Raw genomic sequence first — 23,388 nt, forward strand, 5'->3', positions numbered from 1 at the left:
CAACCCGCGACGGGATGATCTGCCGCTCCGCTCAATGACCAGCTCCGCGCCAGCCCCCGTCGCTCACCCCGGCCAAATCGGCCAAACCAACCGCCCGAGTCTCCTTCAGGCTGGATAGAAGTTGGGGGCAACGTCAACGCCAGTCGCCCATGGGTACCATCTAAACGCTGGTAGCCTCAAAGAGCCGTCGATCGACCGGAATGGGACGCATTGCTGATCTGGAGTTGGACCGCAACACTGTTTAGCAAAAGGCCATAATTTGCCCGTTAGCGCGTCGATCTTGAAACTAACCGCTCTCTTTCCTGAAAGTGTTGATCTTGATCTCGCCACCGAGGAGGGTTTCCGAGAACGACGAAATCACCCCCTTCTCCTTCAGCCATTGTGCCAGCTGGCGATTGGCTTCGCTGTTCTCCAGCTTGGGTGATTTCCCTAAAGTCGCGATGTCTTGGAACGGCTCGGGCAAGCCTTGAAGGACCTCGCGGACATCGGGCACCGTGAGCGTGCGATGCAGCTTGGACAGGAGGGATAGTCGGACCTTGAGCTCGCGCGTGTGCAGGATGACCGCCTTGATGAAGCCGACGCCATGGCCAAGCCTGGCACTGGGAGATCGGTCCAGCAACGGCCCAACGATGGCGGCAACGTTGGGAGTGCCGGCAACATATGACTCGTCCATATCAGCGAGAACGTCGAGCTTCTGCGGGTCGGTAATCGACGTGCGGAGCAGCCCTGCTCGAAAGTTGTCGTCCAAGGGGTACCCAGCTTTTTGGGCGGCATAAGCACCGAAGTTCAGCGCTATGAATAGCACGCGGAGTTCGGTGTCTTCGAGGTGCTGGAAATTCTCAGGCTTGAACGCGACTTTTCGTTCCTCGATCAAAACCTTTGTCTTGCTGGCGTCGACATCTTGGAAATTGTCGAAATGCCTCGGCAACAGGCGGACGTAGGATCGATAGATCTCAAGGTCGAGGGCGTCATTCCCCACGATAAACTGTCGGAGTGGGAGTGACGGCTCGTCACCTGGGATCGACTGTCGTGCGAGCGCCGCGGACGCCTTGTTGTTCTGCAAATATTCGGTGAGAACATCAGCATGGAATGACGCGGAGCTCATGAACTGCAGGCAATTCTCCCAGGTCGGATCAACGTGATTGCCCTCCAGCGCGATTTGCTGGAACGCGAGTGGAATATCGTCTAGGTGCGGAAAGACCTCGGTTTGCATTTCGAGGAACTCGGTGCGCAACTCAAGGTCGACGTCATCACGCGCCAGCACCCGCGAGATGGCCGACAGGTCTTCCTTCGTGTTTGTCGAGAGTTTGACGAGTATGTCGCGCACGTAGGCCGGGAAATCAGCTTCGATGCGCTTGAGAAGCGCCGCGTCGTTGGCAGCCAGCAGTGTGGAAAAGTGCCGGGTCTCTAGTGTGTCGACACTAGTCCAGCCAACGACGTGGCCGAGGACATGCCTGATGTTCTCGATGGTAAGACGGTACAGTCCCGCCTGCGCGACAAAGGAACGAGCCGGCGGGAATTCGGCCAGCGTCCCCACCTCAGAGATCTCAACGCCCAACTTCCGAAGGCGCGTAATGTCGATTTCCACGGGTTCTGCGAGAACACGATGAGCATGGTCCGTCAAGAATTCGGTAAGGGGACCGGCGTTCGCGGGTGCCACCAATACCCGGTCGGACGTGTAGGCCAGTATTCGTGCTGCATGTGCCGGGCCGTCCTTCTCATCCAAGGCAACTGATGCGAAAGCCGACCATTTCGAGACCAGGGCCTCCATGAACTCCGGAACACGAGTGCCCGTGGCGTAGTAGCTGCGGAAGAACTCCTCGCAGTTTGGGAAACCCGTCGAGAGGTAGTGGACGGCATCAGTGATGCGGGCGGCATGCGCAGCAGCGTCCGAGAACAAGTGGTCAACAAGGAACCGGTTGAGCACATATGCCTGGCCGAAGTCCGTGGGTCGCATGGAGGCGACAACTTCTGCGACGTTGTCGAGGGGAAAATCCGGCGAAGGGTTGTTGAAGGCTCGGATCTTGATCAGGAAGTTGTTGTCGTTCGGCGACAGGCGTCCGCTGTGGAACAAGGAGATGTACTGGTAGTAGGTGTCGTCAAGATAACCCTCGAGGATGAGGAACTTGAGGAGATCCTGATTTTCGCCCGCGCCGGCGAATAGCTGCTCGATCAAGTCGGCACTCTCTCGGGCTATCTCGTTGAATCTCCGTGTGCGAAGATTTGATATCCGCGTGGTGAGTTCCTTGATCCGCTTCTCGGATTTCTGCTTGAACTTAATCGACTTGAGTTCGAGATCGGCCTTTCTTTGCTCCAGAGATCGGTTCGGATCTGTGGAGGCTTGGACATCGCTGATGTTCATCGGCGCCCGGTTCCCATATTGCGGGTTGGTGGCGGTGACTGTCTGATGTGCAAGCAGCTTCTCTAAGTGGTCGCCCTCGGCAACCTGGCTTACCTGGATATTGGTATTAGGGATGGCGATAACATAGTAGTTCGCAGGCATGCGCTCGACGATAGCCATCGCATACACCTTGCGCAGTTCGGACAAGTCACGGAGGGCCTGCGCCTCGCCGATTTCGAGGTCGGCCTCGATGGCCGCGATCTCCTCTCGTATTTCGCTTTCCGCCTTCGAGATGTATCGCTGGTACCCGGCCAAGACCTGCGACAGCACCCCTTCTTGACGGTGTAGGGCTGCAAAATCGTGCGGAAGAACGTTCTTGTAGATCAGCACGGCAAGCAGCTTGTTCGGATCAAGCAGGCCATCTTTGTCTGCGGCGAGGTTGGTTGAATAGACCACGTACTCGTTGAAGATGTTGCGGATCAAACGGAGGTCGCTGAGATAGCGCGACACCTCGCGAACGAATTGCTTGTTCAGCCGCGCCTCAAGGTCGATCCGGTGACCCTGCTCCAAAACCTTGTCGATGGAGTTGGAGTGATTGATGACGGGGATGACCGGCACGATGAACTCGAAGAATTTCGTGCGATCGGTGTTGGCGAAGATGTCATCGCGCATAGCATACAGGAACCGCACACGCCTCTTGACGCCTTCATTGGCGTTGATCAGGGCATTGATCTCGCGAAGTGTGACGAAGATGTCCGGGTCTTCGAACCGATCCAGATCCTCGATCACCACCAAGTCGTACTTGGTGGATTGGAAGAAGTAGAGGATCTCGTCCAGATGCCTGTTGAGTATTGATTCCTGGTCGGTCGCAGCCGGTGCGATCTGCACATCCTTCAGGGAAATGCTCTTCAGCGAGAGGCTAAGGCTGTTCGTGTATATGCTGTGGACGATTTTCCATGCGAGCGCGGCGACTGCCGCGATGGAGAAATAGTTGAACCAGTTGGGGAGCCCGAACGGGTCGAGCAGGGCACCAGACATCAAGTCGTCCTGCTTGGTGAACAGGTACCAGGTGCATGCCAGCCCAACCGTGACGAGGAGCGTCGTTCCAACGGCGACAGGTTTCGGTGCCCTGATCCTCTTGAATCGGGAGAACGGCAGCTTGTGCGCGTCCACTCCATAGAGGATTTGTTGGAGGATACTCCGCTCGATTTCTTGCTTGGTTACCTTTCCCGATTTTTCGTCATCTTGCAGGAACGAGGCCAAGGAAAGCTGCAACGGAACGCCCGAATACCGAGTCAAGAAGGTCTTGATAACGCTACTCTTGCCTGATCCGTATGGTCCAGTCAGAGCGATGTTGAGGACTCGTTCGTTCCGCGTCGCGTAGTCGAGTGCCTCGAAGTAAATTTCCGCGTTGTCCGCCGTGGCGGTAGGTGCCAGATCAACAAACCTGGCCGTGGCGTTCTCTGGTGGCGTTGTGTCGCGAAATCTTAGAAATGCCGCGCGCGCCTTGTGAATTACCCAGGTCAACAACGCACGCTCTCCCGCAATGAATCTGTTTGGATTGTACATTCGGATCATGCCAGAGCAAAAAGACCACGCCTGCGAAATCAATTTGCCTGGGGAAATGTCTTCCCGGTAAGGGCTTTCGGTCGGGCGAGTTTACATCTGCTGCCCTTGGACCCCGACATTGATGACGACAAGATCGAGCGGTTTGCGCGTGAGAAGGGCGTCGGCACTTTTCAGCGTCCACGCCCGGTAGGGAAGGGCCTGACGGATGACCGAGTATTTCGGCGGCTGCAACATGCAACATAGTCATCATGTCCTTCGATGATGATCATCAGGCTGGTGTTGATGTCGATGGGGGGCATGATGACTATGGTAATGCTGCTCACCCTAATACCGAACAATGAGCATTGAAATTGGGCCACCATGATGAGCAGTGGCGCCTTTTTTCTGGACATCCGGGACCAAAAATTGGGGATGCGTGGCACACGGGCGGAGGTGCTGGGGCGCCACCAGCTTCCGGTCTAAGGCGATGATAAATTTGACCAAAAGTTGCGTTTGTGTTTTACTGTCCTTAGTCCATGGACACAGGACACGAATGTGAGGCGTCGTGAAAAGTCAGGATATCGTCATACTTCTCAAGCTTGCCAGCCTTGAGGAACTGAAAGCAGACCAAGCCGAGTGGTTGCGCTGGGTCCCGATTGGCGAAGACCCTTTCTCGGTCCGCAATCTCGCCGCGTCCCTTGGCATCAGCAAAAGCGAAGTCAGCGCCTCCATCAATCGAAGCCTGTCCTCCGGACTGGCATTGAAGGATCGCGAATTCAACCGGCCAAAACCCTCCCGACGCAACCTGCTTAAATTCATCGTCGGTGGATTGAAATACGTGTTTCCGGCAAAACCCGGTGCCATTCAGCGCGGCATCCCCACGGGCTTCGATGCACCCATGCTCAAAGGCCGTTTAATGAGCGCCGGTGAGCGCATTCATGTCTGGCCCTATGCCAAAGCCAGCGAGTCAGGACAATCAGTGGAGCCACTGTTCCCCAGTGTCCCACAGGCCGTCTTGAGTGACCTACGGCTACATGAATACCTGGCCCTGGTCGATGCCATCCGTCTTGGCAATCAGCGCGAGGCAGGCCTTGCCGAAGAACTCCTTTCGGAAAGGCTCATGAAGAGATGAATTCCATTCAGGGCCAACTTCTGGAGATGCTCCGTACTGTCGCCGTTGCCCTCGGCGATGATCTGCGCAAACGACTGGTATTCGTGGGTGGATGCACGACTGCGGCCTTCATCACCGATCCCGTAACGCTGGAAGGGGTGCGTGCAACCGACGATGTCGACCTGATCGTCGATCTGGCAGGCTATGCCGCATGGACTCGCCTCCAGCACACACTGCGCGAAAGGGGGTTTACGGAAGCACCCGATGACAAAGTCATCTGTCGCATGCGCCTTGGGGAACTGCGCGTCGATTTCATGCCCGATGACCCTGATATCCTGGGCTTCAGCAATCGCTGGTACCGGACGGGCATAGAGACCGCCATCGACTACGCACTGGCGGACGGACCGGATATACGCATCCTCACGCCGCCCCTCTTCATAGCCACGAAACTCGAAGCCTATTACGGGCGCGGAGAAAATGACCTGCTAGGCAGCAGGGACGCCGAAGACATCCTACTCGTAGTCGATGGCCGCGAAGAGCTTCTCGATGACATTCAGAGTGCGCCTGAAGAGGTCAGAACCTATATAGCAGCTCAGTTTCGGACCTTCATGGCCGAGGCGGGCTTCGATGACTTTCTAGAGGGCAACATCCTTGGCCCGGTCGGCCGGTCCGAGCTCGTGTATCAACGGTTCCTGAAAATCAGCAAACCGGATGGCGAGGCCTGATGGCGTTCGAGGTGCGCTGGAACAGCCGGACTGGCACGGGAACGCCAGACAATCGGGACTTCGGCGGCGTCGGCCTCCGAGGTGCCGCCGCAATTGCCATGATCGCCGATGGCGCCACAACCAGACCACAGAGCGGTGCCCTGGCGGAAAGACTGGTGCGCACCATCATCGAGCGGTTCATGACCGAAAGCGGGTCGGTCACCCCGGAAATTCTTCGGGGCTGGCTGAGCGCATGTCATCAGCCTCTCACCCATGTATTTTCAGCGGCGTCGGCCAGCTATCTCATCCTCTATAAAGAGACAAACGGCACCGCATTCACAATGCATGCCGGCGATTGTCTCATAGGCTCGGTCAGTGGTGCCAATGCCATTACCTGGCTGGTCCAACCGCATACGCTCGCCAATGCGATTACCACCAGGATGGACATTGCGGATATCGCGGCCAGTGAACTCAGACACCGACTGACGCGAAGTTTTCGGCACCGCGCATTCATGCCGCCTACAGAAACGATACTGCCGCCACTTGATGGGCCCCTCGTGCTGGCAACAGATGGGTTCTGGGCAGATGCTGATCATGATGACCAATTGCGCATGATGACCGGCCAGGCTTCCGATGCCCACGGCCATCGCGATGACTCGAGCATTCTGCAAATCTGGCCATCACAAGAAGACCCAGCCCCCGAATTCATCGTGGATGCGGGCCCGAACTTTCTTCTCTGCCGCTAGAGGCAATAGCATCGCGTCCTCGCGCGCCCCGGTCTTCACCCTGCCTACCCCGAATACCGTACGCATGACTTCTGAGATGATCGCGCGCATCGACGCTTGGATCGCGCACCAACCAGGCTATGTCAGCCGTCAGGATGCCATCCGGCACTGTGTGGCTTTGATTCTATGTCCGCCCACCCACGAGCGGAGAATTGGCAGCCCGTCCGGCGCGACGGCGCAGGACACGGGCGGCAGCGACGCGGTCGACTAGGAACGGTCTGCGAAGCGAGATTACTGTCGCGACGATCATAACGCGCGAACGCGCGCCAAAATCGGCGCCAACTTTGGAAAGCGCCACCGTTCCGGGTGCCGCGAAGACAGAAGATTATCTTCCAACCGGCCCAATTAGATGCGCAGCGGATTCGCATAATATCGCTTATGGCAGTCCAGCAGGATTGATCGTCAGATTATCGATAAGACGGGTCGAGCCGAGGTAGGCGGCTACGGCTAACAGGGCGCCGCTAGGCCCCACGGTCTCGATCTCCTCAAGACTCTCAGGGTGCCGGACTTCCCAATATTGTAGTTCGATCAGGGGCTTGGCGGCGAGGACTGACCGACCGATAGCTGCCAGCGCAACAGCATTGCGTTCGCCGCCCGCGAAGGCTTGGCGCGCCGCCTCCAGGCTGGCAAAAATGGTCGATGCCGCCGCGCGGGCGGCAGCATCGAGATAGACATTGCGCGAACTCAGTGCCAGCCCATCCGACTCGCGTACGATGGGGCCACGAACGATTTCGATGCGCAGGTTGAGATCGCGCACCATGCGTTCGATCACGGCACACTGCTGGGCGTCCTTCTGGCCGAACACGGCAAGATGGGGCGATACGATGTTGAACAGCTTCAGTACGATCGTGGCGACGCCGCGGAAGTGGCCGGGACGCACGGCGCCGCAAAGATGGCGCGATACGCTTTCCTCGACCACGAATGTGGAGGCTCCATCGGGACAGAGTTCGTGCACCGACGGCAGGAAGACCGCGCCCACAGCCGCCGCATCGAGCAAAGCGAGGTCGTTTTCGATGGGGCGCGGATATTTGCCTAGATCCTCGGTAGGCCCGAACTGGAGCGGATTGACGAAAATGCTGGCAATGGTCACGTCCGCCCGGTCGCGGGCTAGATTCACAAGGCTCATATGGCCGACATGCAGCGCTCCCATGGTCGGCACGAATGCCACCCGATGGGCGGCAGGCAACTGGCCCCGCCAGGCGCGCACTTCGGCGATGGTCCGCAGGATCGTGGTCATAGGATACTGTCCCAGAGGCGGCGGGCGAGCTCCGTCTTGCTCATCACGGGTAGCGGTAGCGGCTCGCCTTTAGCGCGAAAGAGGATGCCGCCATTGGTCGTCACCGCGAAGCCAGTGGTAGTGCTTTCGCCGGTGCAGGCGACGGGATTGGCGAACAGAAAATCGAGCTTCTTGCTGTCGAGCTTGTTGCGACCATTGGCTTCGACATTGTCGGTCTCTGCCGCGAAACCGAGAAACCACTGGCCGGTCGCCGCCGCCTTCAATGCCCCCAGCACATCGATCGAGGGCACCATGTCCAGGCTCGTGGCTGCAGAAGCGCGCTTGAGCTTGCCAGCAGAGGGAGTTGCCACGCGGTAGTCGAGGACGGCCGCCGTAGCGATCACGCCATCCACTGACGGCAGAAAGCGCAATGCGGCTTCTGCCATTTCCTCGGCCGTGTGCACTTCCATCAGTGTCAGGCGGTCGGCGCTGTCCCGAGACGGCACCGGGCGGACCACGCCCTTGTCCACGCCCAGTACATAACGCACATGGGCACCGCGACGCAGCGCTTCCTCCGCCATGGCGGCGCCCATGCGGCCCGTGGAATGGTTGGTGACATAGCGCACCGCATCGATGGGGCTGGTGGTGGGACCTGCGGTGATGAGCACGGTGAGATCGGCAAGATCGCTCGCCGGCGGAACTAGAGCCGCTTCGATTGCCGAGACAATGTCCGGCGCGGTGGCCAGCTTGCCGATGCCGACCTCACCGCAAGCCAGCGTTCCGGCCGCCGGCTCGATCACGGTCGCGCCGCGCTGCAGAAGGGTCCGCAGGTTCCCCTGCGTGGCGGGATGCTCCCACATGACGGTGTTCATAGCCGGCGCTATCAGCATGGGTGCCCTCGTTGCCAGCGCAACCGTGCCCAATAGATCGTCGGCCAAGCCAAGGGCCAGTTTGGCGAGGACATTGGCGGTTGCTGGGGCAACCACGAACACATCGGCCCAGCGCGCCAGATCGATATGTTCGGTGCCCGAAACGTCGGCGCCGAACAGGTCGGATTTGACCGGCCGACCGCTCAGCGTTTCCAGCACCAAGGGGGTGATGAACTGCTGTGCGCTGGCCGTCAGGATGCACTGCACCTGATGGCCCTGCTTGGTCAGCGCCGAGACCACATCGGCGATCTTGTAGGCTGAGATGCTGCCGGTTACGGCAATGAGGACGTTACTTGTCATTGAGCTGCCCGTAGCGGAAAAGGCCCAGAAGGGTGAGATCGGGCTCGAGGCGGAAACGCTCGGACAAACGGATTAGCCGGGAGCAGCCGCCGGTGGCGATGAGGGTAGCGACGGCAAAGCCCGCGTCGCGCAACAGCCGGTCGCTCAAGCCTTCGATCAACGCCTCGTAGCCAAGCAGGACGCCGCTCTGAAGCTGGGTCTCGGTCGTATTGCCCACGGCGTTGTCGGGCCGCACCAACTGGACTGAAAAGAGCTTGGCCGCGCGTCCCTGCAAGGCCCGCCAACTGGTTTCAAGGCCCGGAACGATAGCGCCTCCGATATAGCCGCGCCCGGGATCGATCAGGCAAAAGGTTGTCGCCGTGCCGGCATCGACAAGCAGCAGGGGCGCCGGCGCAAGCTGCAGGGCACCCGCCACATTGCAGAGACGGTCGGCGCCCAATTGTTCAGGATGGGGAAGATCGAGTTCGAAATCGCGCGCTAATGCGGCGCTGATGGAGAGGCAGGGCAGGTCGCCGCACGCCTGGGCTACCACCCGTTCCAATGCCGGCACGACGGTAGAAAGAATGACGCGGTCGGCCAATGCCCAAACATTGCTGCTAAGGGGATCCTGGAACAATTGCCGCAGCAGCACCCGATATTCATCCGCAGTGCAATGGGGATCGGTGCGGAAGCGCCTCTCAGCGACGTGTGCCCCATCCGCCTGAAACACGCCGGCCACGGTATGGGTATTGCCGATATCGAGCAGCAGCCAGTGTTCAGACAAGGGGTGGCTCCTCCGCCGGACCTTTGACTTCAGCGATATAGGCGGCAACGGCCTCGCGGACAATGCTGGCGACATCGGCCTTGGGTTTGGCAAAGCTTGGCGGCGGACAGATTCCGAGGCCGATCAGGTCGTTGATCACCAACACCTGCCCAGTGCAGTCGGGTCCCGAACCGATGCCGATCGTGGGGATATCCAGCAACCTACTGATTTCTGCGGCCAGTTCCGGCACGATGAATTCCAGTACGATGGCGAAGGCGCCTGCCTCTTGGTGAGCCTGCGCCGCCTCGATGAGCTGGCGTGCCTCGGCATCGCTCTTGCCGTGGCGGTAATAGCCGCCGAGCTGATGCACCGCCTGTGGCGTCAACCCGATATGGGCCATCACCGCAATGCCCTGCTGCACCAGCCGCGCGGTAATCGGCGCCGCCCAAGCGCCGCCTTCGATCTTGACGGCCTGGCAGCCGGTCTCCTGCAGCACCGCAATCGCGCTGTGCAACGCCGTTTCCGGATCGGTCGCGGTACCGAACGGCAGGTCGCATACGACCAAGGCGCGGCTGCTGCCGCGTTGCACCGCTCCGGCATGCCGGATCATGTCTGCCAGCGTCACCGGCAGCGTGGTTTCGTGTCCCAGAACGACATTGCCCAAGCTGTCGCCGACCAGCAATATGTCGATCCCCGACTGATCCAGCAGGCCCGCGGTGACATGGTCATAGGCGGTGAGCATAGCGATATTCTCGCCACGTTCTCTGAGCGCGTGAATGTCGCGTATGGTCAGGCGCCTGGTTTCGGGACGAAAGGACATGGATGCTCCTGGCAGGCTGGCTATTCCGATCTCCACGCAGTGGTCTATGCCGGACCGATAGCGCAGTCGCGGCGGTAGGTCACCTATGGATGGCTCTTCGTATCGCTAGACGACGTTCACCACCACCGGTGTTGCGACACGGGGCTAGACGCCGCGGGTATTGCCCCAGAGCAGCACATGAAGCTGCGGCAAAACCCGTGCCTCGAACCATCGGTCGTGAGTCACTTTGTTGACCAGCCAGTCCATGCGTCGCATCACCCCCGTTATGTCGATGATGACATCGTCAGTATCGGGCGATGGCGGCGTGTGGTTGCCCGGCTGAAGATAGATCGGCAGGTGCGGATAACGCGCCGCCGCATCTTTGGCATAGGCATAGTCTTCATCGTCGAAGACCGCCAGCTTGAGCACAGTCAGTGGCCTGCCTTGCGCGGCGGCCAGACACGCCTCGAAACGTGCCCAGTCGGTGCTCATCTGGCTCGATGGCGGCTTGGGACTTAGGACAAGAGTATCCAGCGTCGAGAACCAATCCCGCGCCACCGAACCTTGCGTCTCCAGGGCGAAGCGATAGCCCTCTCGGTGACCAAATTCGATCAGTTCGCCCAGCGGCTGGATCGCCGGATTGCCGCCTGACAGCGACACCGTCAGGGGCTCACCGCCGGACAGGGCCCGGACCTGATCCCAAATCTGCTCCACGGTCATTGCCTGCCAGTCGCTGCGAAAGCGATTATCGACGGCATGCAGGCTGTCGCACCAGGAGCAACGATAGTCGCACCCGCCGGTCCGCACGAACACGGTCGGCAGGCCGATCAACACGCCTTCGCCCTGGATAGTCGGTCCGAAGATCTCGCTGACGCGGATACTGGGCGGCTCCATCTGGTTCATGGCCGGTACTCCGCCCATGTCTTGGCCGTTTCGCTGACACGTACCGCCGAGGCCTCCGGAAGGCGCGCCTTGCACCAGTCAAAGAAGTGTTTAGCCAGGCACTCGGCCGTTACCCGGTCATGCGCGAGAACGTCGTTGAGGTGGCGATGGTCAAATGCCTCATCGATATACTGCTTGAGCAACGACAAGTCCTGATAGTCGCGCACAAAGCCGTACTCGTTCAGCTGGTCCGCCGACAATTCCACTTCCACGATGTAGTTGTGCCCATGCAGGCGCGCACATTGGTGGTCGGACGGGAGCGACGCGAGCTGATGGGATGCCGAGAAATGAAATTCCTTGGTGATGCGAAACGTCATGCGCTTCTCCCCTGCACGGCGGCGTGCCAGAAGTCGGCATCGGCATAGTGTGTTGGATCCTGCAGCCGGGCGAGGTCGAAGGCTTCCCGGCGTTCAACACAGGTGCCGCATCGCCCGCAGTGCACTTCGCCCCCCTTGTAGCAGGACCAGGTCTGATCGAAGGGCGTTGCGTGCCGGGCGCCCTCGGTCACGATGTCCGCCTTGGACACATGCACAAATGGCGCGTAAAGGCGAACGTTGGCATAGCCGTCGAGCGCGCGGTTCTGCATCGCCTGAAAGGCGTCTATGAAATCAGGCCGACAATCGGGATAGATGAAGTGATCGCCGCCATGGACGGCAACACCGACAGCCTCGGCCTGCCGCGCCGCCGCGACTCCGAAGGCTATCGCCAGCATGATGGCGTTCCGATTGGGTACCACCGTGATCCGCATCGACACTTCGGCATAGTGGCCATCGGGAACGGCGACATCGTCGGTGAGCGCGGAGCCGCTGAGTTGCCGGCCAACGTCGCGGATGTCGATGATCTGGTGGGGGACGCCAAGCCGTTGCGCGCAGGCCGCGGCAAAACCGAGCTCCTTGTTGTGCCGCTGCCCGTAGTCGAACGAAACCAGGCCGGTGAGGGTCTGCTCGGAGGCTACCTTGTGCGCGAGCGAAACCGAGTCCAATCCGCCGGAGCAGATGACGAGAGTCTTCATGATGTGAATCCTTGTTTTGACCGGGTAAGGCTGCGACCGGAGATTGCTCTGCCTTCCCACTACGCCAAATGGGGCGGTTTGTGAATGGGCCGGGCCGCGGCTGCGGCATCGTGGCTAAAAGGCCTACTCAGTCCGGCGATCGGGGTTCAGCAGTCGGGCACCGGAGCCTAGGGCGTGGCTCGGCGCTGCTGCGATGGTCCGGGCGATGAAGTGCTTGGCTTGGGTGATCGAGTCGACAAGTGACCAACCCGTGGCTAGGCCAGCCGCGATCGCGGCGGAAAAGATGCACCCCCCGCCATGAAATTCGCCGACGTCCAGGCGCTCAGAGGCAAAACGTGTGACGCCACCGGCATCGACGAGCAAGTCGGTACTCTGCCTCCCCGCGCCGTGTCCCCCTTTGATCAGCACGGCCTGGGTCCCCATCGCCAGCAACGCCCTGGCCTGGGTGATCATTGCAGCCTCGTCCATGGCAATTGGGGAGCCGGTCAAAGCGGCGGCCTCGGGCAGGTTGGGCGTGAGCAGGTGCGCCCTCGGCAACAGCAGTGTGACCAACGCGTCCAGCGCCTCCTTTGGCAACAAGCGCGCGCCGCTAGTCGCGACCAACACAGGATCAAGGACAATCCCGCTAGCGCCATGCCGAGCCAGACTTTTGGCAACCGCTGCGATGATATTGGCATTTCCGAGCATGCCGATCTTGACTGACGCTACGGGCAGATCGGCGAATACCGCCTCGATCTGGGCCGCGACCATTTCAGCGGGTATCAAGTGGACGGCGCCCACGCGCATGCTGTTCTGCGCTGTCACTGCCGTGATGGCGCTGGTCCCAAAGACGCCGAAGGCCGAAAACGTCTTGAGGTCGGCCTGAATCCCGGCGCCACCGCCAGAATCCGACCCGGCAATGGTCAACGCGACGGGAGTCAGGACGGATCTCCTTCCAGCGCGACCAGCGCCAGATTGTGCCTGCCCATGGCCTGCAATCGCCCCGCAGCCCGGAGCGCCCGCTGCCCGCTGCGGCAGCAAAGCACGATGCGCCCGCCCGGATGAGCCGCCGCCAACGAACCGACTTCCTCCGGTGCCATACGAAGCGCCCCGGGCCGCGGTAGCACCGGGGCTTCAGCCACGCCGCGCAGGTCGATGACAATGTCTTCCGGCGCCAGGTCCGCCAGCCCGATGAACGGAGCGGTATGCTCAGGCTCCGGACAATCCGCAAAACTGAAACCGCCAAACTGCATTGTATGGCCATCGAAGCTGACCATGCGACCGAGCACGCTGGGCTTGAGGTCGAGCAGCACATGAAGCGCCAAGTGCGCTTGCAGACTACCCAGCACCGCCACGGCCGATCCCAGCACGCCAATACTGGCGCAACTGCCTGCGACTTCCGGGACATCGGGGAAAACCGCGCGGTAGCTGGGCGCACCACCGCAATACACCCCGACATAGCCGGACAAATCGACTACCGAAGCACTGATCAACGGTTTGCCAGCGGCCAGGCATTGGTCGGACAGCATATAGGTCACCGCAAAATTGTCGGCGGCGTCGATGACGATGCTTGCCTTCTCGATCAGCGCGGTGGCATTGGCCGGCGTCAGACGCTCCCATTTGGCCGTCGCGACTATATCGGGATTGGCGCGGAGCACGGCGTCACGCGCCGCTTCCGCTTTGGGGGCATCAATGTCGCCCATGTCGTAGAGCGGCTGACGATGCAGATTGCTGATGTCGACATGGTCGTGGTCAACGATGACAATCGCGCCGACGCCGGCGCCCGCCAGTATCTGCAGGACCGACGAGCCCAGGCCCCCGGCACCCACCACCAGCACCGTGGCGGCGGCCAGTCTGGCCTGTCCCGTTGCCCCGACCTCGGTCAGCGTCGTCTGGCGGATATAGCGATCAGTCATCTCAAAGCCTCGTTGCTGCCAGCCAGGCGTCGGCTTGGCGGGAAGGGTCGGGATGGCGCACGATGTCGCCCACCACCGCGACGCAATCGGCCCCGGCGACAAGACAGAGTTCGGCTCGCGCCACGGTCAGCCCGCCAATGGCCACCAGAGGGCGTGCACCCACCAGGCGCTTCCATTCTGCGATCCGCGCCAACCCCTGCGGCGCCCAGGGCATCTGCTTGAGCTGGGTGGGATAGATGGGGCCCAGGGCCACATAGTCGGGGGCTTTGGCCAAGGCTCGGTCGAGTTCGGCATGGTCATGGGTGCTGATGCCGATGCGCATCCCGGCCCGCCTTAGCGCGGCTATATCGGCCCCGACGAAATCCTCCTGGCCCAAATGAACGAAATCGCACCCCGCATCGAGCGCCAGTTGCCAATGATCATTGACCACCAATTGCGCACCCGCCGCCGCGCAGGCATCCCTGGCCTGCTCGATCTCGGTCCGCAGCGCGGGCTCGGGACAATCCTTGATCCGCAATTGGATCAGCCTTGCCCCCCAGGCCAGCAGCCGCTCGACCCAGTCTGCATCGGGCACTATCGGATAGAAGCGATCGAGCGTCATGTCAGCTGCGCCTTGCCCACAACCGGGGTCGAGGGCGCCGCCATGTCGCGCGGCTCCATGGGCGAAGCGGCATGGGCCATGCGCCCCGCTTCGACGGCCAGGGCGAACGCTTCCGCCATGCGCACCGGGTCGCCCGCCTCAGCGACGGCGGTGTTGAGCAGCACCGCGTCATAGCCCAATTCCATTGCCGCCGCCGCATGCGAGGGCAAGCCGAGGCCGGCATCGATCACCAGGGGTACATCGGGGAAATGGGCCCGCATGGCGCGAAGTCCAAAGAGGTTGTTGAGCCCGCGCGCCGATCCAATCGGGGCGCCCCAGGGCATCAGTACCCGGCAGCCGGCCTCGAGCAGCCGTTCGGCCACCACCAGATCTTCGGTGGTGTAGGGAAAAATGTCGAACCCGTCCTCGGCCAGGATCCGAGCGGCCTCCACCAGCCCGAACACGTCGGGCTGCAGCGTATCGGCCTCTCCGATCACTTCGAGCTTGATCCAGGTCGTGCCGAACAGTTCGCGTGCCATATGGGCGGTGCTCACCGCCTCCTTGACCGAGTGGCAGCCGGCAGTATTGGGCAGGATGCGGACGCCCAACTCGCGAATGAACGACCAGAACGCCTGACCGGCGCGCTGTTCGCCCCCTTCGCGCCGCAGCGAGACGGTGACGATTTCGGCGCGAGAAGCGCGGATCGCCGCCTCGAGGATTTTGGGCGAGGGATAGCGGGCTGTGCCCAGCAGCAGCCGGGAGGAAAGCTCGACGCCATAAAAGTCCATTCCTCAGCCTCCCTGCATAGGGGCGAGCACTTCTAGATGGTCGCCATCGGCAAGGGGCGTGGTCGCCCGTTGCGCCGTGGGCACGAACCGCCCGTTGACGGCGGTGGCCACGATGGCGCCCTTGTAGCCCAGCGCTTCGAGCGCTTGGTCAAGGCGGTTCGCCTCCAGCCTGTGCTCGGTTCCGTTAAGCAAAATTCGCATGAGCAAGCTCCGTATTGAAATGGGGATCAAGGGCCGCGCCGGCGGCGATTTGGGCTAGAACCGGAGCGAGCAGAAAACCGTGGCGGAAGAGGCCGTTGACGCGGATCACGCGGCCGGCCCGCTCCACCCGGGGGAGATTGTCAGGAAGCGCGGGGCGCAGATCTGCGCCCAATTCGAGGATTTCGGCCTCGCCAAGCGCGGGATGGAGCGCAAAGGCCGCCCCCAGTAGTTCGAGCATTGAGCGCACGCTGACCGGCCCGCGCGCTTCGCTTTCGAGCATGGTCGCGCCCAGCATGAAGACGCCTTCGCCGCGCGGGACCACATAGAGCGGCAAGCGTGGATGGAGCAAACGCACCGGCCGGGACAGCGCGAAACTCCGTGAGCGGATCATCGCCATTTCCCCACGTACGCCGCGCAAGGCCGGCATGTCGGTTCGGCCGCTGAGGCCGCGGCAATCAAAGACCAGATCGGCAGTAGCCGCCTCGGGCAGGATGTCGGTTTCAAAACGGATCGCCACGCCTAGAGATGCCAGTCGCTCCGCCAGCGCCGCCAAGGCGAGGCGCGGATCGAGATGGGCCTCGTCGGGGAAATAAAGCCCCTTGCGGAAGCGATCGGCCAGATCGGGTTCGAGTGCGGCGATGCCCGCCTCGTCCAACCAGTTATAGCGTTCGGTGCGCCGGGCGAAGCGGTCGAGTTCGACAAGGTCGCGTGCGGGGGCGACCACCAGCGTGCCTTCCGACACCGTGCCGGGGAAGCGCTCGCGCCACCAGGCGATGGACTGGACGCCAAGCCGGCCGACAATGGCTTCGGTCGAGGCCATTTCGCACCAGGGCGCAAGCATCCCGCCAGCATGCCAGGAGCAACTGCCGGGACCGAGCCCGGCATTGCGTTCGACTACTTCCACCGCAATGCCGCGTTCGGCTAGCACAAGGGCGGTGGTCAAACCCGCCACGCCGGCCCCGATCACTGTTACCCGCAGCACAGCGCTACTGCTCGAGCGGGACATAGACCGTGGCGCCCTGGTCGATGAACTCGCGCGACTTCTCCGCCATGCCCTCCTGGCGGGCCGCCATGTCGCGAATATCCTGCGTGATTTTCATGGAGCAAAATTTTGGCCCGCACATCGAACAGAAATGGGCGGTTTTGTGCGCATCCTTGGGCAGGGTCTCGTCGTGGAAGCTGCGCGCCGTATCCGGATCGAGCGAGAGGTTGAACTGGTCCTCCCAGCGGAACTCGAACCGGGCCTTGGAGAGCGCGTCGTCGCGCAACTGCGCCGCTGGATGCCCCTTCGCCAGGTCGGCGGCATGCGCCGCGATTTTGTAGGTGATGACGCCGGTCTTGACGTCGTCGCGATTGGGCAGGCCAAGATGCTCCTTAGGGGTGACGTAGCAGAGCATTGCCGTGCCGAACCAGCCGATCATGCCCGCACCGATGGCGGAGGTAATGTGGTCATAGCCCGGCGCGATGTCGGTGGTCAGCGGCCCCAGCGTATAGAACGGGGCCTCTCCGCATTCGCGCAACTGCTTGTCCATGTTCTCCTTGATCTTGTGCATCGGGACGTGCCCGGGGCCTTCGATCATCACCTGGCAGCCCTTGTCCCAGGCGATTTTGGTCAATTCGCCCAGCGTTTCCAACTCGGCAAACTGAGCCGCGTCATTGGCATCGGCAATCGAGCCCGGGCGCAGTCCATCGCCCAGGGAGAACGACACATCGTACTTGGCCATGATGTCGCAGATGTCGCCGAAGCGCTCGTAAAGGAAGCTTTCCCTGTGGTGGGCAAGGCACCAACCGGCCATTATCGAGCCGCCGCGCGAGACAATGCCGGTGACGCGCTTGGCGGTCAGCGGGACATAGGCGAGGCGCACTCCGGCATGGATGGTGAAATAATCCACGCCCTGCTCGCACTGTTCGATCAGAGTGTCGGAGAACACGTCCCAGTCGAGCTTGGAGGGATCGCCATTGACCTTTTCGAGCGCCTGGTAGATCGGCACCGTGCCGATGGGGACGGGCGAATTGCGGATGATCCATTCGCGGGTGGCGTGGATATTGCGGCCGGTCGACAGGTCCATGACCGTATCGGCGCCCCAGCGGATCGCCCAGACCAGTTTTTCAACCTCTTCCTCGACCGAGGAAGACACGGCCGAATTGCCGATATTGGCATTGATCTTGACCAGAAAATTGCGCCCAATCGCCATCGGCTCGATTTCGGGGTGGTTGATATTGGCCGGGATGATCGCCCGGCCGCGGGCGATCTCGTCGCGCACGAATTGGGGGGTAATGAAGGGCGGAATGGCCGCGCCGAAACTGTTCCCATCGGCCAGGCGCGCCTCGGCGCCTTCCAGCATTTGCTGGCGACCGAGGTTCTCCCGCTCGGCAACGAAGATCATCTCCTTGGTGATAATGCCGGCGCGCGCATAGTCGAGTTGGGTGATCGGCCGCCCCGCCTTGCCGCGCAGCGGCTGGTTGACCAGGGGGAAGTGCGCGACGGCCCGTTCGGGCGAGACATGGCCGTCGTCTTCAGGCTTGATAGCGCGACCCTGATAGGGTGCGGCGTCGCCACGCTCGGCGATCCAGCTTTCGCGCAGACGTGGCAGGCCGCGCTCGAGGTCAATGGCAATGGCAGGATCGGTATAGGGGCCGGAGGTGTCGTAGACCCGAAACGCCGGGCCCGTCGGATCGTTGATGGCGATCTCGCGAAACGGCACCCGCACATCGGCGGCGAGTGCGCTGCTTGCATAGACTTTGCGAGAGCCGGAAAGCGGTGTGGTGGACAGATCCGTGGCGCTAGGCGCCTTGGTGTCGAATGGCTTATTCACGAAGGGTCTCCATGTTTTCTCGTGAAAACGGAAACCCGGGACGCAGCTCTGGTGGCGGATAACGATCCCGTCCCTTCGCCGGCATTACCCGGATCAGGTTCAAAGGGTTCGGCTTCTCAGCCATCTCAGACCAGACCCATGCGGACCTGGACTCCCCTCGGACGCGGCGAGAAAACGCCATCGACCTGCCAATGTCAAGCCGTCACCGGCAGCCTTGCCACATGGCCCCCCGAGGGCTACACGACCTGGATCTGGTGCCTGCTGCGGCGGGAGAATCGGGAACGCGGTTGTAATCCGCGACGCGCCCAGCGCTGTGCGGGGGACCTTGCGAGCATATGCCACTGGCCGCGGCCGGGAAGGCGCCCGCCGGGATTGATCCCAAGTCAGAAGACCGGCCAGGTGATCGTTGAAGCTGGTTGGACCCCAGCTCCTGTAATTTGTTCAACAGGGGCAACGCCATGCCGGATGCAATTGACCAGCCTGAATTTCAACCACGCCTTACGACGGGTGAATCGTTCTCCGACGCCGAGCGCGAGGCCGTTTATCGCGCCATCTATAGCCGGCGCGATGTGCGCGGCCAGTTCCGACCCGATGCTGTCGCCGATGATGTACTGTTGCGAATTCTGGACGCGGCGCACCACGCGCCCTCGGTCGGCTTCATGCAGCCATGGAATTTCCTGGTGGTACGCGACGCCGAAAAGAAACGGCAGGTTGCCGGAATCTTTGCGCGAGCCAATGTCGAGGCGGCGTCAATGTTCCCCAAGGATCGTCAGGACGCTTATCGGGCGCTCAAGCTCGAGGGCATCACCAGCGCGCCGGTCAATGTCTGCGTGACCTGCGATCGCACACGCGGTGGTCCGGTCGTGCTGGGCGCCACCCACATGCCCGACATGGATCTGTTCAGTACGGTTTGCGCCGTCCAGAACCTCTGGCTCGCGGCCAGAGCCGAGGGCCTGGGCGTCGGTTGGGTCAGCATCCTGAAGGAGGCCGAGGTCAAGGCGGTTCTGGGAATCCCCGATCCGGTCCGGCTAGTTGCCTATTTGTGCGTCGGCAAGGTCGAAAGCTTCTTTGCGACGCCCGAACTGGAACAAAGGGGGTGGAGGGCACGCACGCCGATTGCCGACCTCGTGTTTGAGGATCACTGGGGGTCGGAAGCCGCAATGACCCGGGCTGGAACACCACAGGAGTGAGACCTTCGCACTAGGTCGGCGGCCCGAGGCTTGCGTCGGGCCGAGCCGCGGCCTATATGCACCCGGTCGGCCCTTGGGGTCGACAGACGTTCTCAGGGCGGGGTGCAATTCCCCACCGGCGGTGTTTGCGTTTCGGCGCATCAGCCCGCGAGCGCTTGCCTCAAACGAGGCAAGGTCAGCAGACTCGGTTAAACTCCGGGGCCGACGGTATAGTCCGGATGGAAGAGAACAGATGATCGGGTGACCCTGTTTCCGCATTCCGGGAACGGGTGCACGTGGTCATTGGGCCCTGAGCTGCGTCTTGGTTTGGCAAGACGACGGACAGGCATGGATAGCCCAGAGAGCTCCCACGGCGGGCAATTATCGAGCAGCGTGATCGCTGCCGCCTTCGGATATGCGGTTGAGCTGGCAGGCCAATGGCAAGGCGCCACCGCGCCCAATCCTCCGGTCGGCTGCGTATTGCTTGATGCGTCAGGCAAAACGCTGGCCGCGGCGGCCCATGAACGGGCCGGTGGACCGCACGCCGAAGCGCTCGCCATCTCACTCTGCCGCGCCAATGATACTCTCGATCGCATCCACACGGTGGTGGTGACCCTCGAGCCCTGCAATCATGCGGGACGAACGCCGGCCTGTACGGGCGTGATCCTCGAAACGCCGGCGCGCCACGTATGGATCGGGGCCAGAGATCCCAATCCGCTCGTTGCCGGTGGGGGTGGCAACTATCTTGCCCATGCAGGCCAGTCAGTACATGCCCTGATTGACCTGGACGATCCGACCGCCCCCCTGCTCGCCGAGGCGGTGACCCGCCTGATTGCGCCCTTCGCCAAGCACGCTACCACGGGCAAACCGTGGGTGACGGTCAAGCAGGCGCTTGATCGCCTCGGCAGCATGATCCCACCCGCGGGGCAAAAAACCTTCACGGCTGACGCCTCACTTGATCTGGCGCATCGATTGCGCAAGCGGGCCGACGCGATCATCACCGGGTCCGGAACGATCCTGGTCGACGCGCCCCATTTTACCGTCCGAAGGCTGCCAGATTTCCCCGGCAAACAACGCCATCTGGTCATCCTCGACCGGCGTGATCGCGTGCCGGCGTCCTATCTCGAGGCGGCGCAGGCACGCGGCTTCCTGGTGTGGATAGAAACCGACCTTGGCAACGCTCTGACCCATCTCGGTCAGGCTGGATGCCTCGAGGTTTTGGTCGAAGCCGGTGCCGAACTCACCCAGTCCATACTGGAAAGTCCGCTCTGGGACGAGCACGTAACGATACGCCAGCGTCTCGCAGCGGACGACGACATCACCGTCCGCTACCGGGCCAAGTCCGAACCGCATTGAGAGGTATACATGTTTTCCGGCATTATTGAACGATTGGCGCCCGTGACCGGCGTCAGCCAAGAGGGACGAACCCGCGTCCTGGTTCTGCAATCGGGTTGGGATGACCTTTCTCTTGGCGAGAGTGTCGCGATCAACGGGGTTTGCCTGACGGTCACCCATCTCGAAGCGGGTGCAGCCACATTCTTCGTCAGTCCCGAAACCACATCCCGCTCCAGCCTGGGTCGGGTCGCAGAAGGCGACCGGGTCAATCTCGAACGCTCCGTGCGCCTCGAGACCCGGCTATCGGGCCACCTTGTCCAGGGCCATGTCGACGGGACGGCCCGGCTGGTCACAGTGACACCTGAAGAAGGAACCTTTCGGCTGGAATTGGCGCTGCCTGCCGCGCTGGCCCGCTACTGCGTGGAGAAGGGCTCGATTGCGCTCGACGGCATCAGCCTGACCATCAACAGCGTCAGTCCTGCCACCGATGGTTCGACCATCATCGGCATCACCATCATTCCCCACACCTGGGAACATACCAACCTGCACGCCGCCCGCCCGGGCGACGAGATCAATGTCGAGGTCGACGTGATTGCGAAATATGTGGAGCGCCTATGCCAGCCCTATCCCAAGCCTTAGACCGACTGCGTTTCGGCGGCATGGTAATCCTCGTCGATGACGAGGACCGCGAAAACGAGGGCGACCTCGTGATTCCGGCCCAGATGGCCACCCCGGACGTCATCAACTTCATGGCCAAGAACGGCCGCGGTCTCATCTGCCTGGCGCTGACGCGCGAGCGGGTCGAGAAGATGGGCCTGTCGTTGATGTCGCGCGACAACCAGACGCGGCATGCGACCGCTTTCACCGTCTCGATCGAGGCGCGCGACGGCGTCACCACGGGAATCTCGGCCTCCGATCGCGCGCGAACGATCTCGGTCGCCATCGAATCCCAGGATCCGCGCCATGACCTGGTGACGCCCGGCCATGTCTTCCCGCTTCTCGCCCGCGAAGGCGGCGTGCTGGTGCGGGCCGGCCACACCGAGGCCGCGGTCGATATCGCGCGGCTGGCGGGTCTCAATCCTTCCGGCGTGATCTGCGAGATCATGAACGACGACGGCACCATGGCGCGGCTGCCCGATCTCGTCGCCTTCGCCCAGCGCCACGGCCTGAAACTCGGCACCATCGCGGATCTGATCGCTCATCGGCTGCGCCATGAGCGGGTGGTGAGGCGCACCGTCGAGGAGGTCATTTCGAGCCGCTATGGCGGCGAATGGCGGATGGTGGTGTACATCAACACCGCCGCCTATGCCGAGCACGTGGCGCTGGTCAAGGGGGACATTTCTGGCCCTGAGCCGCTTCTCGTGCGCATGCACCAGTTTCGCTTCATGGAAGATGTGCTGGGCGAGCGGAGCGGCCGCGAGGCCGAGCTCATCAAGGGCATGGAAATGATCGCCGATGCCGGCCGCGGGCTCATCGTCATTTTGCGCGAGCCGCGCGCGACCAGCCTTTCCGATCTCTTGCGACGCCGCAAGCAGGAGCCCACCTATAAGGGCTGGACCATGCGCGAATACGGGGTCGGCGCCCAGATCCTGATGGATTTCGGCGTCCATGAAATGATACTTCTGTCGAACAGCAAGCAGCGGATCGTCGGCCTGGATGCCTATGACATCCACATCGTCGAGCAGCGCCCCTTACGCTCAGGAGACGGACGTTGAGCGAAAAACCACATCTGATGCTGATCGAAGCGCGGTTTTATCCGGATATCGCCGACGAGCTCGTGCGCGGCGCCGTCGCCATCCTCGATCGCGAGGGCGTGACCTATGAGCGCGTCGCCGTTCCTGGCGCGTTCGAGATCCCGGCCGTCATCCGCTATGCGATCCGCTCGCGCGATTTCTTCGCCGCCCGGCGCAGATTCGACGGCTATGTGGCGCTTGGCTGCGTGATTCGCGGCGAGACCGCGCATTATGAGTATGTCTGCCGGGAAAGCGCGCGCGCCTTGCAGAACCTCGTCATGGAATTCACCTTGGCGGTGGGCTACGGCATCCTGACCGTCGAGAACGACGATCAGGCCTGGGAGCGGGCGGCCGTCGACCGCGGCAACAAGGGTGGCCAAGCGGCCGAAACCTGTCTCGCCATGATCGACTTGAAGCAGCAGTTCAACCTGTTCCCGCGGTG

At 61.8% G+C, this 23,388-nt stretch carries 25 protein-coding genes and 3 riboswitches; of the genes, 9 read left to right on the forward strand and 16 right to left on the reverse strand.

What is annotated here, in order from left to right:
* Positions 1-286 precede the first annotated feature (286 nt).
* Both IH615_RS00970 and IH615_RS00975 read right to left on the reverse strand, forming a co-directional pair.
* Positions 287-3,868 carry an ATP-binding protein gene (locus tag IH615_RS00970; protein WP_291359098.1) on the reverse strand — a complete coding sequence of 1,194 codons (3,582 nt, stop codon included), beginning with the start codon at positions 3,866-3,868 and terminating at the stop codon, positions 287-289.
* A 132-nt stretch (positions 3,869-4,000) separates the two neighbouring features.
* Positions 4,001-4,144: a hypothetical protein gene (locus IH615_RS00975; protein WP_291359099.1), complete on the reverse strand. Its 144-nt coding sequence runs from the start codon at positions 4,142-4,144 to the stop codon at positions 4,001-4,003.
* Positions 4,145-4,454: 310 nt separating this feature from the next.
* Here IH615_RS00975 and IH615_RS00980 point away from each other — a divergent pair, with 310 nt between their 5' ends.
* From IH615_RS00980 to IH615_RS00995, 4 genes are all read left to right on the forward strand, one after another.
* A complete protein-coding gene (locus tag IH615_RS00980; protein ID WP_291359101.1) occupies positions 4,455-5,021 on the forward strand; it encodes a hypothetical protein in 567 nt (188 codons plus the stop codon).
* Complete coding sequence (locus tag IH615_RS00985; RefSeq protein ID WP_291359103.1) at positions 5,018-5,725, forward strand: hypothetical protein; 708 nt, start codon at positions 5,018-5,020, stop codon at positions 5,723-5,725. The genes IH615_RS00980 and IH615_RS00985 overlap by 4 nt, the downstream gene beginning before the upstream one ends.
* The gene (locus tag IH615_RS00990) at positions 5,725-6,450 is read left to right on the forward strand and encodes a protein phosphatase 2C domain-containing protein (RefSeq protein ID WP_291359105.1); all 726 of its coding nucleotides are present in this window, start codon (positions 5,725-5,727) and stop codon (positions 6,448-6,450) included. Before IH615_RS00985 ends, IH615_RS00990 begins: the two co-directional genes overlap by 1 nt.
* 76 nt (positions 6,451-6,526) lie before the next feature.
* On the forward strand, positions 6,527-6,700 hold the full coding sequence (locus tag IH615_RS00995; RefSeq protein WP_291359107.1) for a hypothetical protein: 174 nt from the start codon (positions 6,527-6,529) through the stop codon (positions 6,698-6,700).
* A 165-nt stretch (positions 6,701-6,865) separates the two neighbouring features.
* Here IH615_RS00995 and panC read toward each other — a convergent pair whose 3' ends face one another.
* The 14 genes from panC to thiC all read right to left on the reverse strand — a co-directional run bounded on the left by panC (position 6,866) and on the right by thiC (position 18,667).
* Positions 6,866-7,726: a pantoate--beta-alanine ligase gene (panC, locus tag IH615_RS01000; protein WP_291359108.1), complete on the reverse strand. Its 861-nt coding sequence runs from the start codon at positions 7,724-7,726 to the stop codon at positions 6,866-6,868.
* Entirely contained in the window at positions 7,723-8,934 is a 1,212-nt protein-coding gene (gene coaBC / locus IH615_RS01005; RefSeq protein WP_035085846.1) for a bifunctional phosphopantothenoylcysteine decarboxylase/phosphopantothenate--cysteine ligase CoaBC, read from the reverse strand. Before coaBC ends, panC begins: the two co-directional genes overlap by 4 nt.
* On the reverse strand, positions 8,924-9,697 hold the full coding sequence (locus IH615_RS01010) for a type III pantothenate kinase (RefSeq protein ID WP_035085848.1): 774 nt from the start codon (positions 9,695-9,697) through the stop codon (positions 8,924-8,926). The genes coaBC and IH615_RS01010 overlap by 11 nt, the downstream gene beginning before the upstream one ends.
* Positions 9,690-10,496: a 3-methyl-2-oxobutanoate hydroxymethyltransferase gene (gene panB / locus IH615_RS01015; RefSeq protein WP_035085851.1), complete on the reverse strand. Its 807-nt coding sequence runs from the start codon at positions 10,494-10,496 to the stop codon at positions 9,690-9,692. Before panB ends, IH615_RS01010 begins: the two co-directional genes overlap by 8 nt.
* Positions 10,497-10,640: 144 nt before the next feature.
* On the reverse strand, positions 10,641-11,378 hold the full coding sequence (queE, locus tag IH615_RS01020; protein ID WP_035085852.1) for a 7-carboxy-7-deazaguanine synthase QueE: 738 nt from the start codon (positions 11,376-11,378) through the stop codon (positions 10,641-10,643).
* Entirely contained in the window at positions 11,375-11,734 is a 360-nt protein-coding gene (gene queD / locus IH615_RS01025; protein WP_035085853.1) for a 6-carboxytetrahydropterin synthase QueD, read from the reverse strand. Before queD ends, queE begins: the two co-directional genes overlap by 4 nt.
* Positions 11,731-12,429: a 7-cyano-7-deazaguanine synthase QueC gene (gene queC, locus IH615_RS01030; protein WP_035085857.1), complete on the reverse strand. Its 699-nt coding sequence runs from the start codon at positions 12,427-12,429 to the stop codon at positions 11,731-11,733. The genes queD and queC overlap by 4 nt, the downstream gene beginning before the upstream one ends.
* 123 nt (positions 12,430-12,552) lie before the next feature.
* Complete coding sequence (gene thiD, locus IH615_RS01035; protein WP_244446355.1) at positions 12,553-13,335, reverse strand: bifunctional hydroxymethylpyrimidine kinase/phosphomethylpyrimidine kinase; 783 nt, start codon at positions 13,333-13,335, stop codon at positions 12,553-12,555.
* An 11-nt stretch (positions 13,336-13,346) separates the two neighbouring features.
* On the reverse strand, positions 13,347-14,324 hold the full coding sequence (locus tag IH615_RS01040; protein ID WP_035085858.1) for a HesA/MoeB/ThiF family protein: 978 nt from the start codon (positions 14,322-14,324) through the stop codon (positions 13,347-13,349).
* 1 nt (position 14,325) lies between these two features.
* Entirely contained in the window at positions 14,326-14,925 is a 600-nt protein-coding gene (locus tag IH615_RS01045) for a thiamine phosphate synthase (RefSeq protein ID WP_035085859.1), read from the reverse strand.
* Positions 14,922-15,692 carry a thiazole synthase gene (locus IH615_RS01050; RefSeq protein WP_035085860.1) on the reverse strand — a complete coding sequence of 257 codons (771 nt, stop codon included), beginning with the start codon at positions 15,690-15,692 and terminating at the stop codon, positions 14,922-14,924. The genes IH615_RS01045 and IH615_RS01050 overlap by 4 nt, the downstream gene beginning before the upstream one ends.
* Positions 15,693-15,695: 3 nt before the next feature.
* Positions 15,696-15,893, reverse strand: coding sequence for a sulfur carrier protein ThiS (gene thiS / locus IH615_RS01055; RefSeq protein ID WP_035085861.1), 198 nt, complete (start codon positions 15,891-15,893; stop codon positions 15,696-15,698).
* Positions 15,877-16,872 (reverse strand): FAD-dependent oxidoreductase, encoded by a 996-nt coding sequence (locus IH615_RS01060; RefSeq protein ID WP_291359124.1) that lies wholly within the window; start codon positions 16,870-16,872, stop codon positions 15,877-15,879. Before IH615_RS01060 ends, thiS begins: the two co-directional genes overlap by 17 nt.
* A gap of 7 nt (positions 16,873-16,879) precedes the next feature.
* Positions 16,880-18,667 (reverse strand): phosphomethylpyrimidine synthase ThiC, encoded by a 1,788-nt coding sequence (gene thiC, locus IH615_RS01065; protein ID WP_201772953.1) that lies wholly within the window; start codon positions 18,665-18,667, stop codon positions 16,880-16,882.
* A 94-nt stretch (positions 18,668-18,761) separates the two neighbouring features.
* Positions 18,762-18,877: riboswitch (TPP riboswitch) on the reverse strand.
* Between the two features lie 67 nt (positions 18,878-18,944).
* Positions 18,945-19,124: riboswitch (cobalamin riboswitch) on the forward strand.
* A 43-nt stretch (positions 19,125-19,167) separates the two neighbouring features.
* On the opposite strand from thiC, the gene bluB reads away from it, so the two are divergent.
* The 5 genes from bluB to ribH form a co-directional block, all read left to right on the forward strand.
* A complete protein-coding gene (bluB, locus tag IH615_RS01070) occupies positions 19,168-19,899 on the forward strand; it encodes a 5,6-dimethylbenzimidazole synthase (RefSeq protein WP_035085864.1) in 732 nt (243 codons plus the stop codon).
* Positions 19,900-19,983: 84 nt separating this feature from the next.
* Positions 19,984-20,133, forward strand: a riboswitch (FMN riboswitch).
* A gap of 93 nt (positions 20,134-20,226) precedes the next feature.
* Positions 20,227-21,234 (forward strand): bifunctional diaminohydroxyphosphoribosylaminopyrimidine deaminase/5-amino-6-(5-phosphoribosylamino)uracil reductase RibD, encoded by a 1,008-nt coding sequence (gene ribD, locus IH615_RS01075; protein ID WP_291359117.1) that lies wholly within the window; start codon positions 20,227-20,229, stop codon positions 21,232-21,234.
* A 9-nt stretch (positions 21,235-21,243) separates the two neighbouring features.
* The gene (locus IH615_RS01080; protein ID WP_035085867.1) at positions 21,244-21,852 is read left to right on the forward strand and encodes a riboflavin synthase; all 609 of its coding nucleotides are present in this window, start codon (positions 21,244-21,246) and stop codon (positions 21,850-21,852) included.
* On the forward strand, positions 21,828-22,928 hold the full coding sequence (gene ribB, locus IH615_RS01085; RefSeq protein ID WP_291359120.1) for a 3,4-dihydroxy-2-butanone-4-phosphate synthase: 1,101 nt from the start codon (positions 21,828-21,830) through the stop codon (positions 22,926-22,928). Before IH615_RS01080 ends, ribB begins: the two co-directional genes overlap by 25 nt.
* A 17-nt stretch (positions 22,929-22,945) precedes the next feature.
* Positions 22,946-23,388 (forward strand): 6,7-dimethyl-8-ribityllumazine synthase (gene ribH / locus IH615_RS01090; RefSeq protein ID WP_291359122.1); only part of this gene is annotated, 443 nt, incomplete at its 3' end.

It is taken from the genome of Devosia sp., assembly GCF_014860165.1.
Taxonomy (GTDB): domain Bacteria; phylum Pseudomonadota; class Alphaproteobacteria; order Rhizobiales; family Devosiaceae; genus Devosia.

Coding starts and splice junctions, on each gene's coding strand:
- ribB (WP_291359120.1), top strand. CDS start 21,828: ATGCCAGCCCTATCCCAAGCCTTAGACCGACTGCGTTTCGGCGGCATG.
- IH615_RS00975 (WP_291359099.1), bottom strand. CDS start 4,144: ATGTTGCAGCCGCCGAAATACTCGGTCATCCGTCAGGCCCTTCCCTAC.
- IH615_RS01040 (WP_035085858.1), bottom strand. CDS start 14,324: ATGACTGATCGCTATATCCGCCAGACGACGCTGACCGAGGTCGGGGCA.
- panB (WP_035085851.1), bottom strand. CDS start 10,496: ATGTCCTTTCGTCCCGAAACCAGGCGCCTGACCATACGCGACATTCAC.
- panC (WP_291359108.1), bottom strand. CDS start 7,726: ATGACCACGATCCTGCGGACCATCGCCGAAGTGCGCGCCTGGCGGGGC.
- IH615_RS00995 (WP_291359107.1), top strand. CDS start 6,527: ATGATCGCGCGCATCGACGCTTGGATCGCGCACCAACCAGGCTATGTC.
- IH615_RS00990 (WP_291359105.1), top strand. CDS start 5,725: ATGGCGTTCGAGGTGCGCTGGAACAGCCGGACTGGCACGGGAACGCCA.
- queC (WP_035085857.1), bottom strand. CDS start 12,429: ATGAAGACTCTCGTCATCTGCTCCGGCGGATTGGACTCGGTTTCGCTC.
- coaBC (WP_035085846.1), bottom strand. CDS start 8,934: ATGACAAGTAACGTCCTCATTGCCGTAACCGGCAGCATCTCAGCCTAC.
- IH615_RS00985 (WP_291359103.1), top strand. CDS start 5,018: ATGAATTCCATTCAGGGCCAACTTCTGGAGATGCTCCGTACTGTCGCC.
- queE (WP_035085852.1), bottom strand. CDS start 11,378: ATGAACCAGATGGAGCCGCCCAGTATCCGCGTCAGCGAGATCTTCGGA.
- queD (WP_035085853.1), bottom strand. CDS start 11,734: ATGACGTTTCGCATCACCAAGGAATTTCATTTCTCGGCATCCCATCAG.
- ribD (WP_291359117.1), top strand. CDS start 20,227: ATGGATAGCCCAGAGAGCTCCCACGGCGGGCAATTATCGAGCAGCGTG.
- IH615_RS01080 (WP_035085867.1), top strand. CDS start 21,244: ATGTTTTCCGGCATTATTGAACGATTGGCGCCCGTGACCGGCGTCAGC.
- thiS (WP_035085861.1), bottom strand. CDS start 15,893: ATGCGAATTTTGCTTAACGGAACCGAGCACAGGCTGGAGGCGAACCGC.
- bluB (WP_035085864.1), top strand. CDS start 19,168: ATGCCGGATGCAATTGACCAGCCTGAATTTCAACCACGCCTTACGACG.
- IH615_RS01045 (WP_035085859.1), bottom strand. CDS start 14,925: ATGACGCTCGATCGCTTCTATCCGATAGTGCCCGATGCAGACTGGGTC.
- IH615_RS01050 (WP_035085860.1), bottom strand. CDS start 15,692: ATGGACTTTTATGGCGTCGAGCTTTCCTCCCGGCTGCTGCTGGGCACA.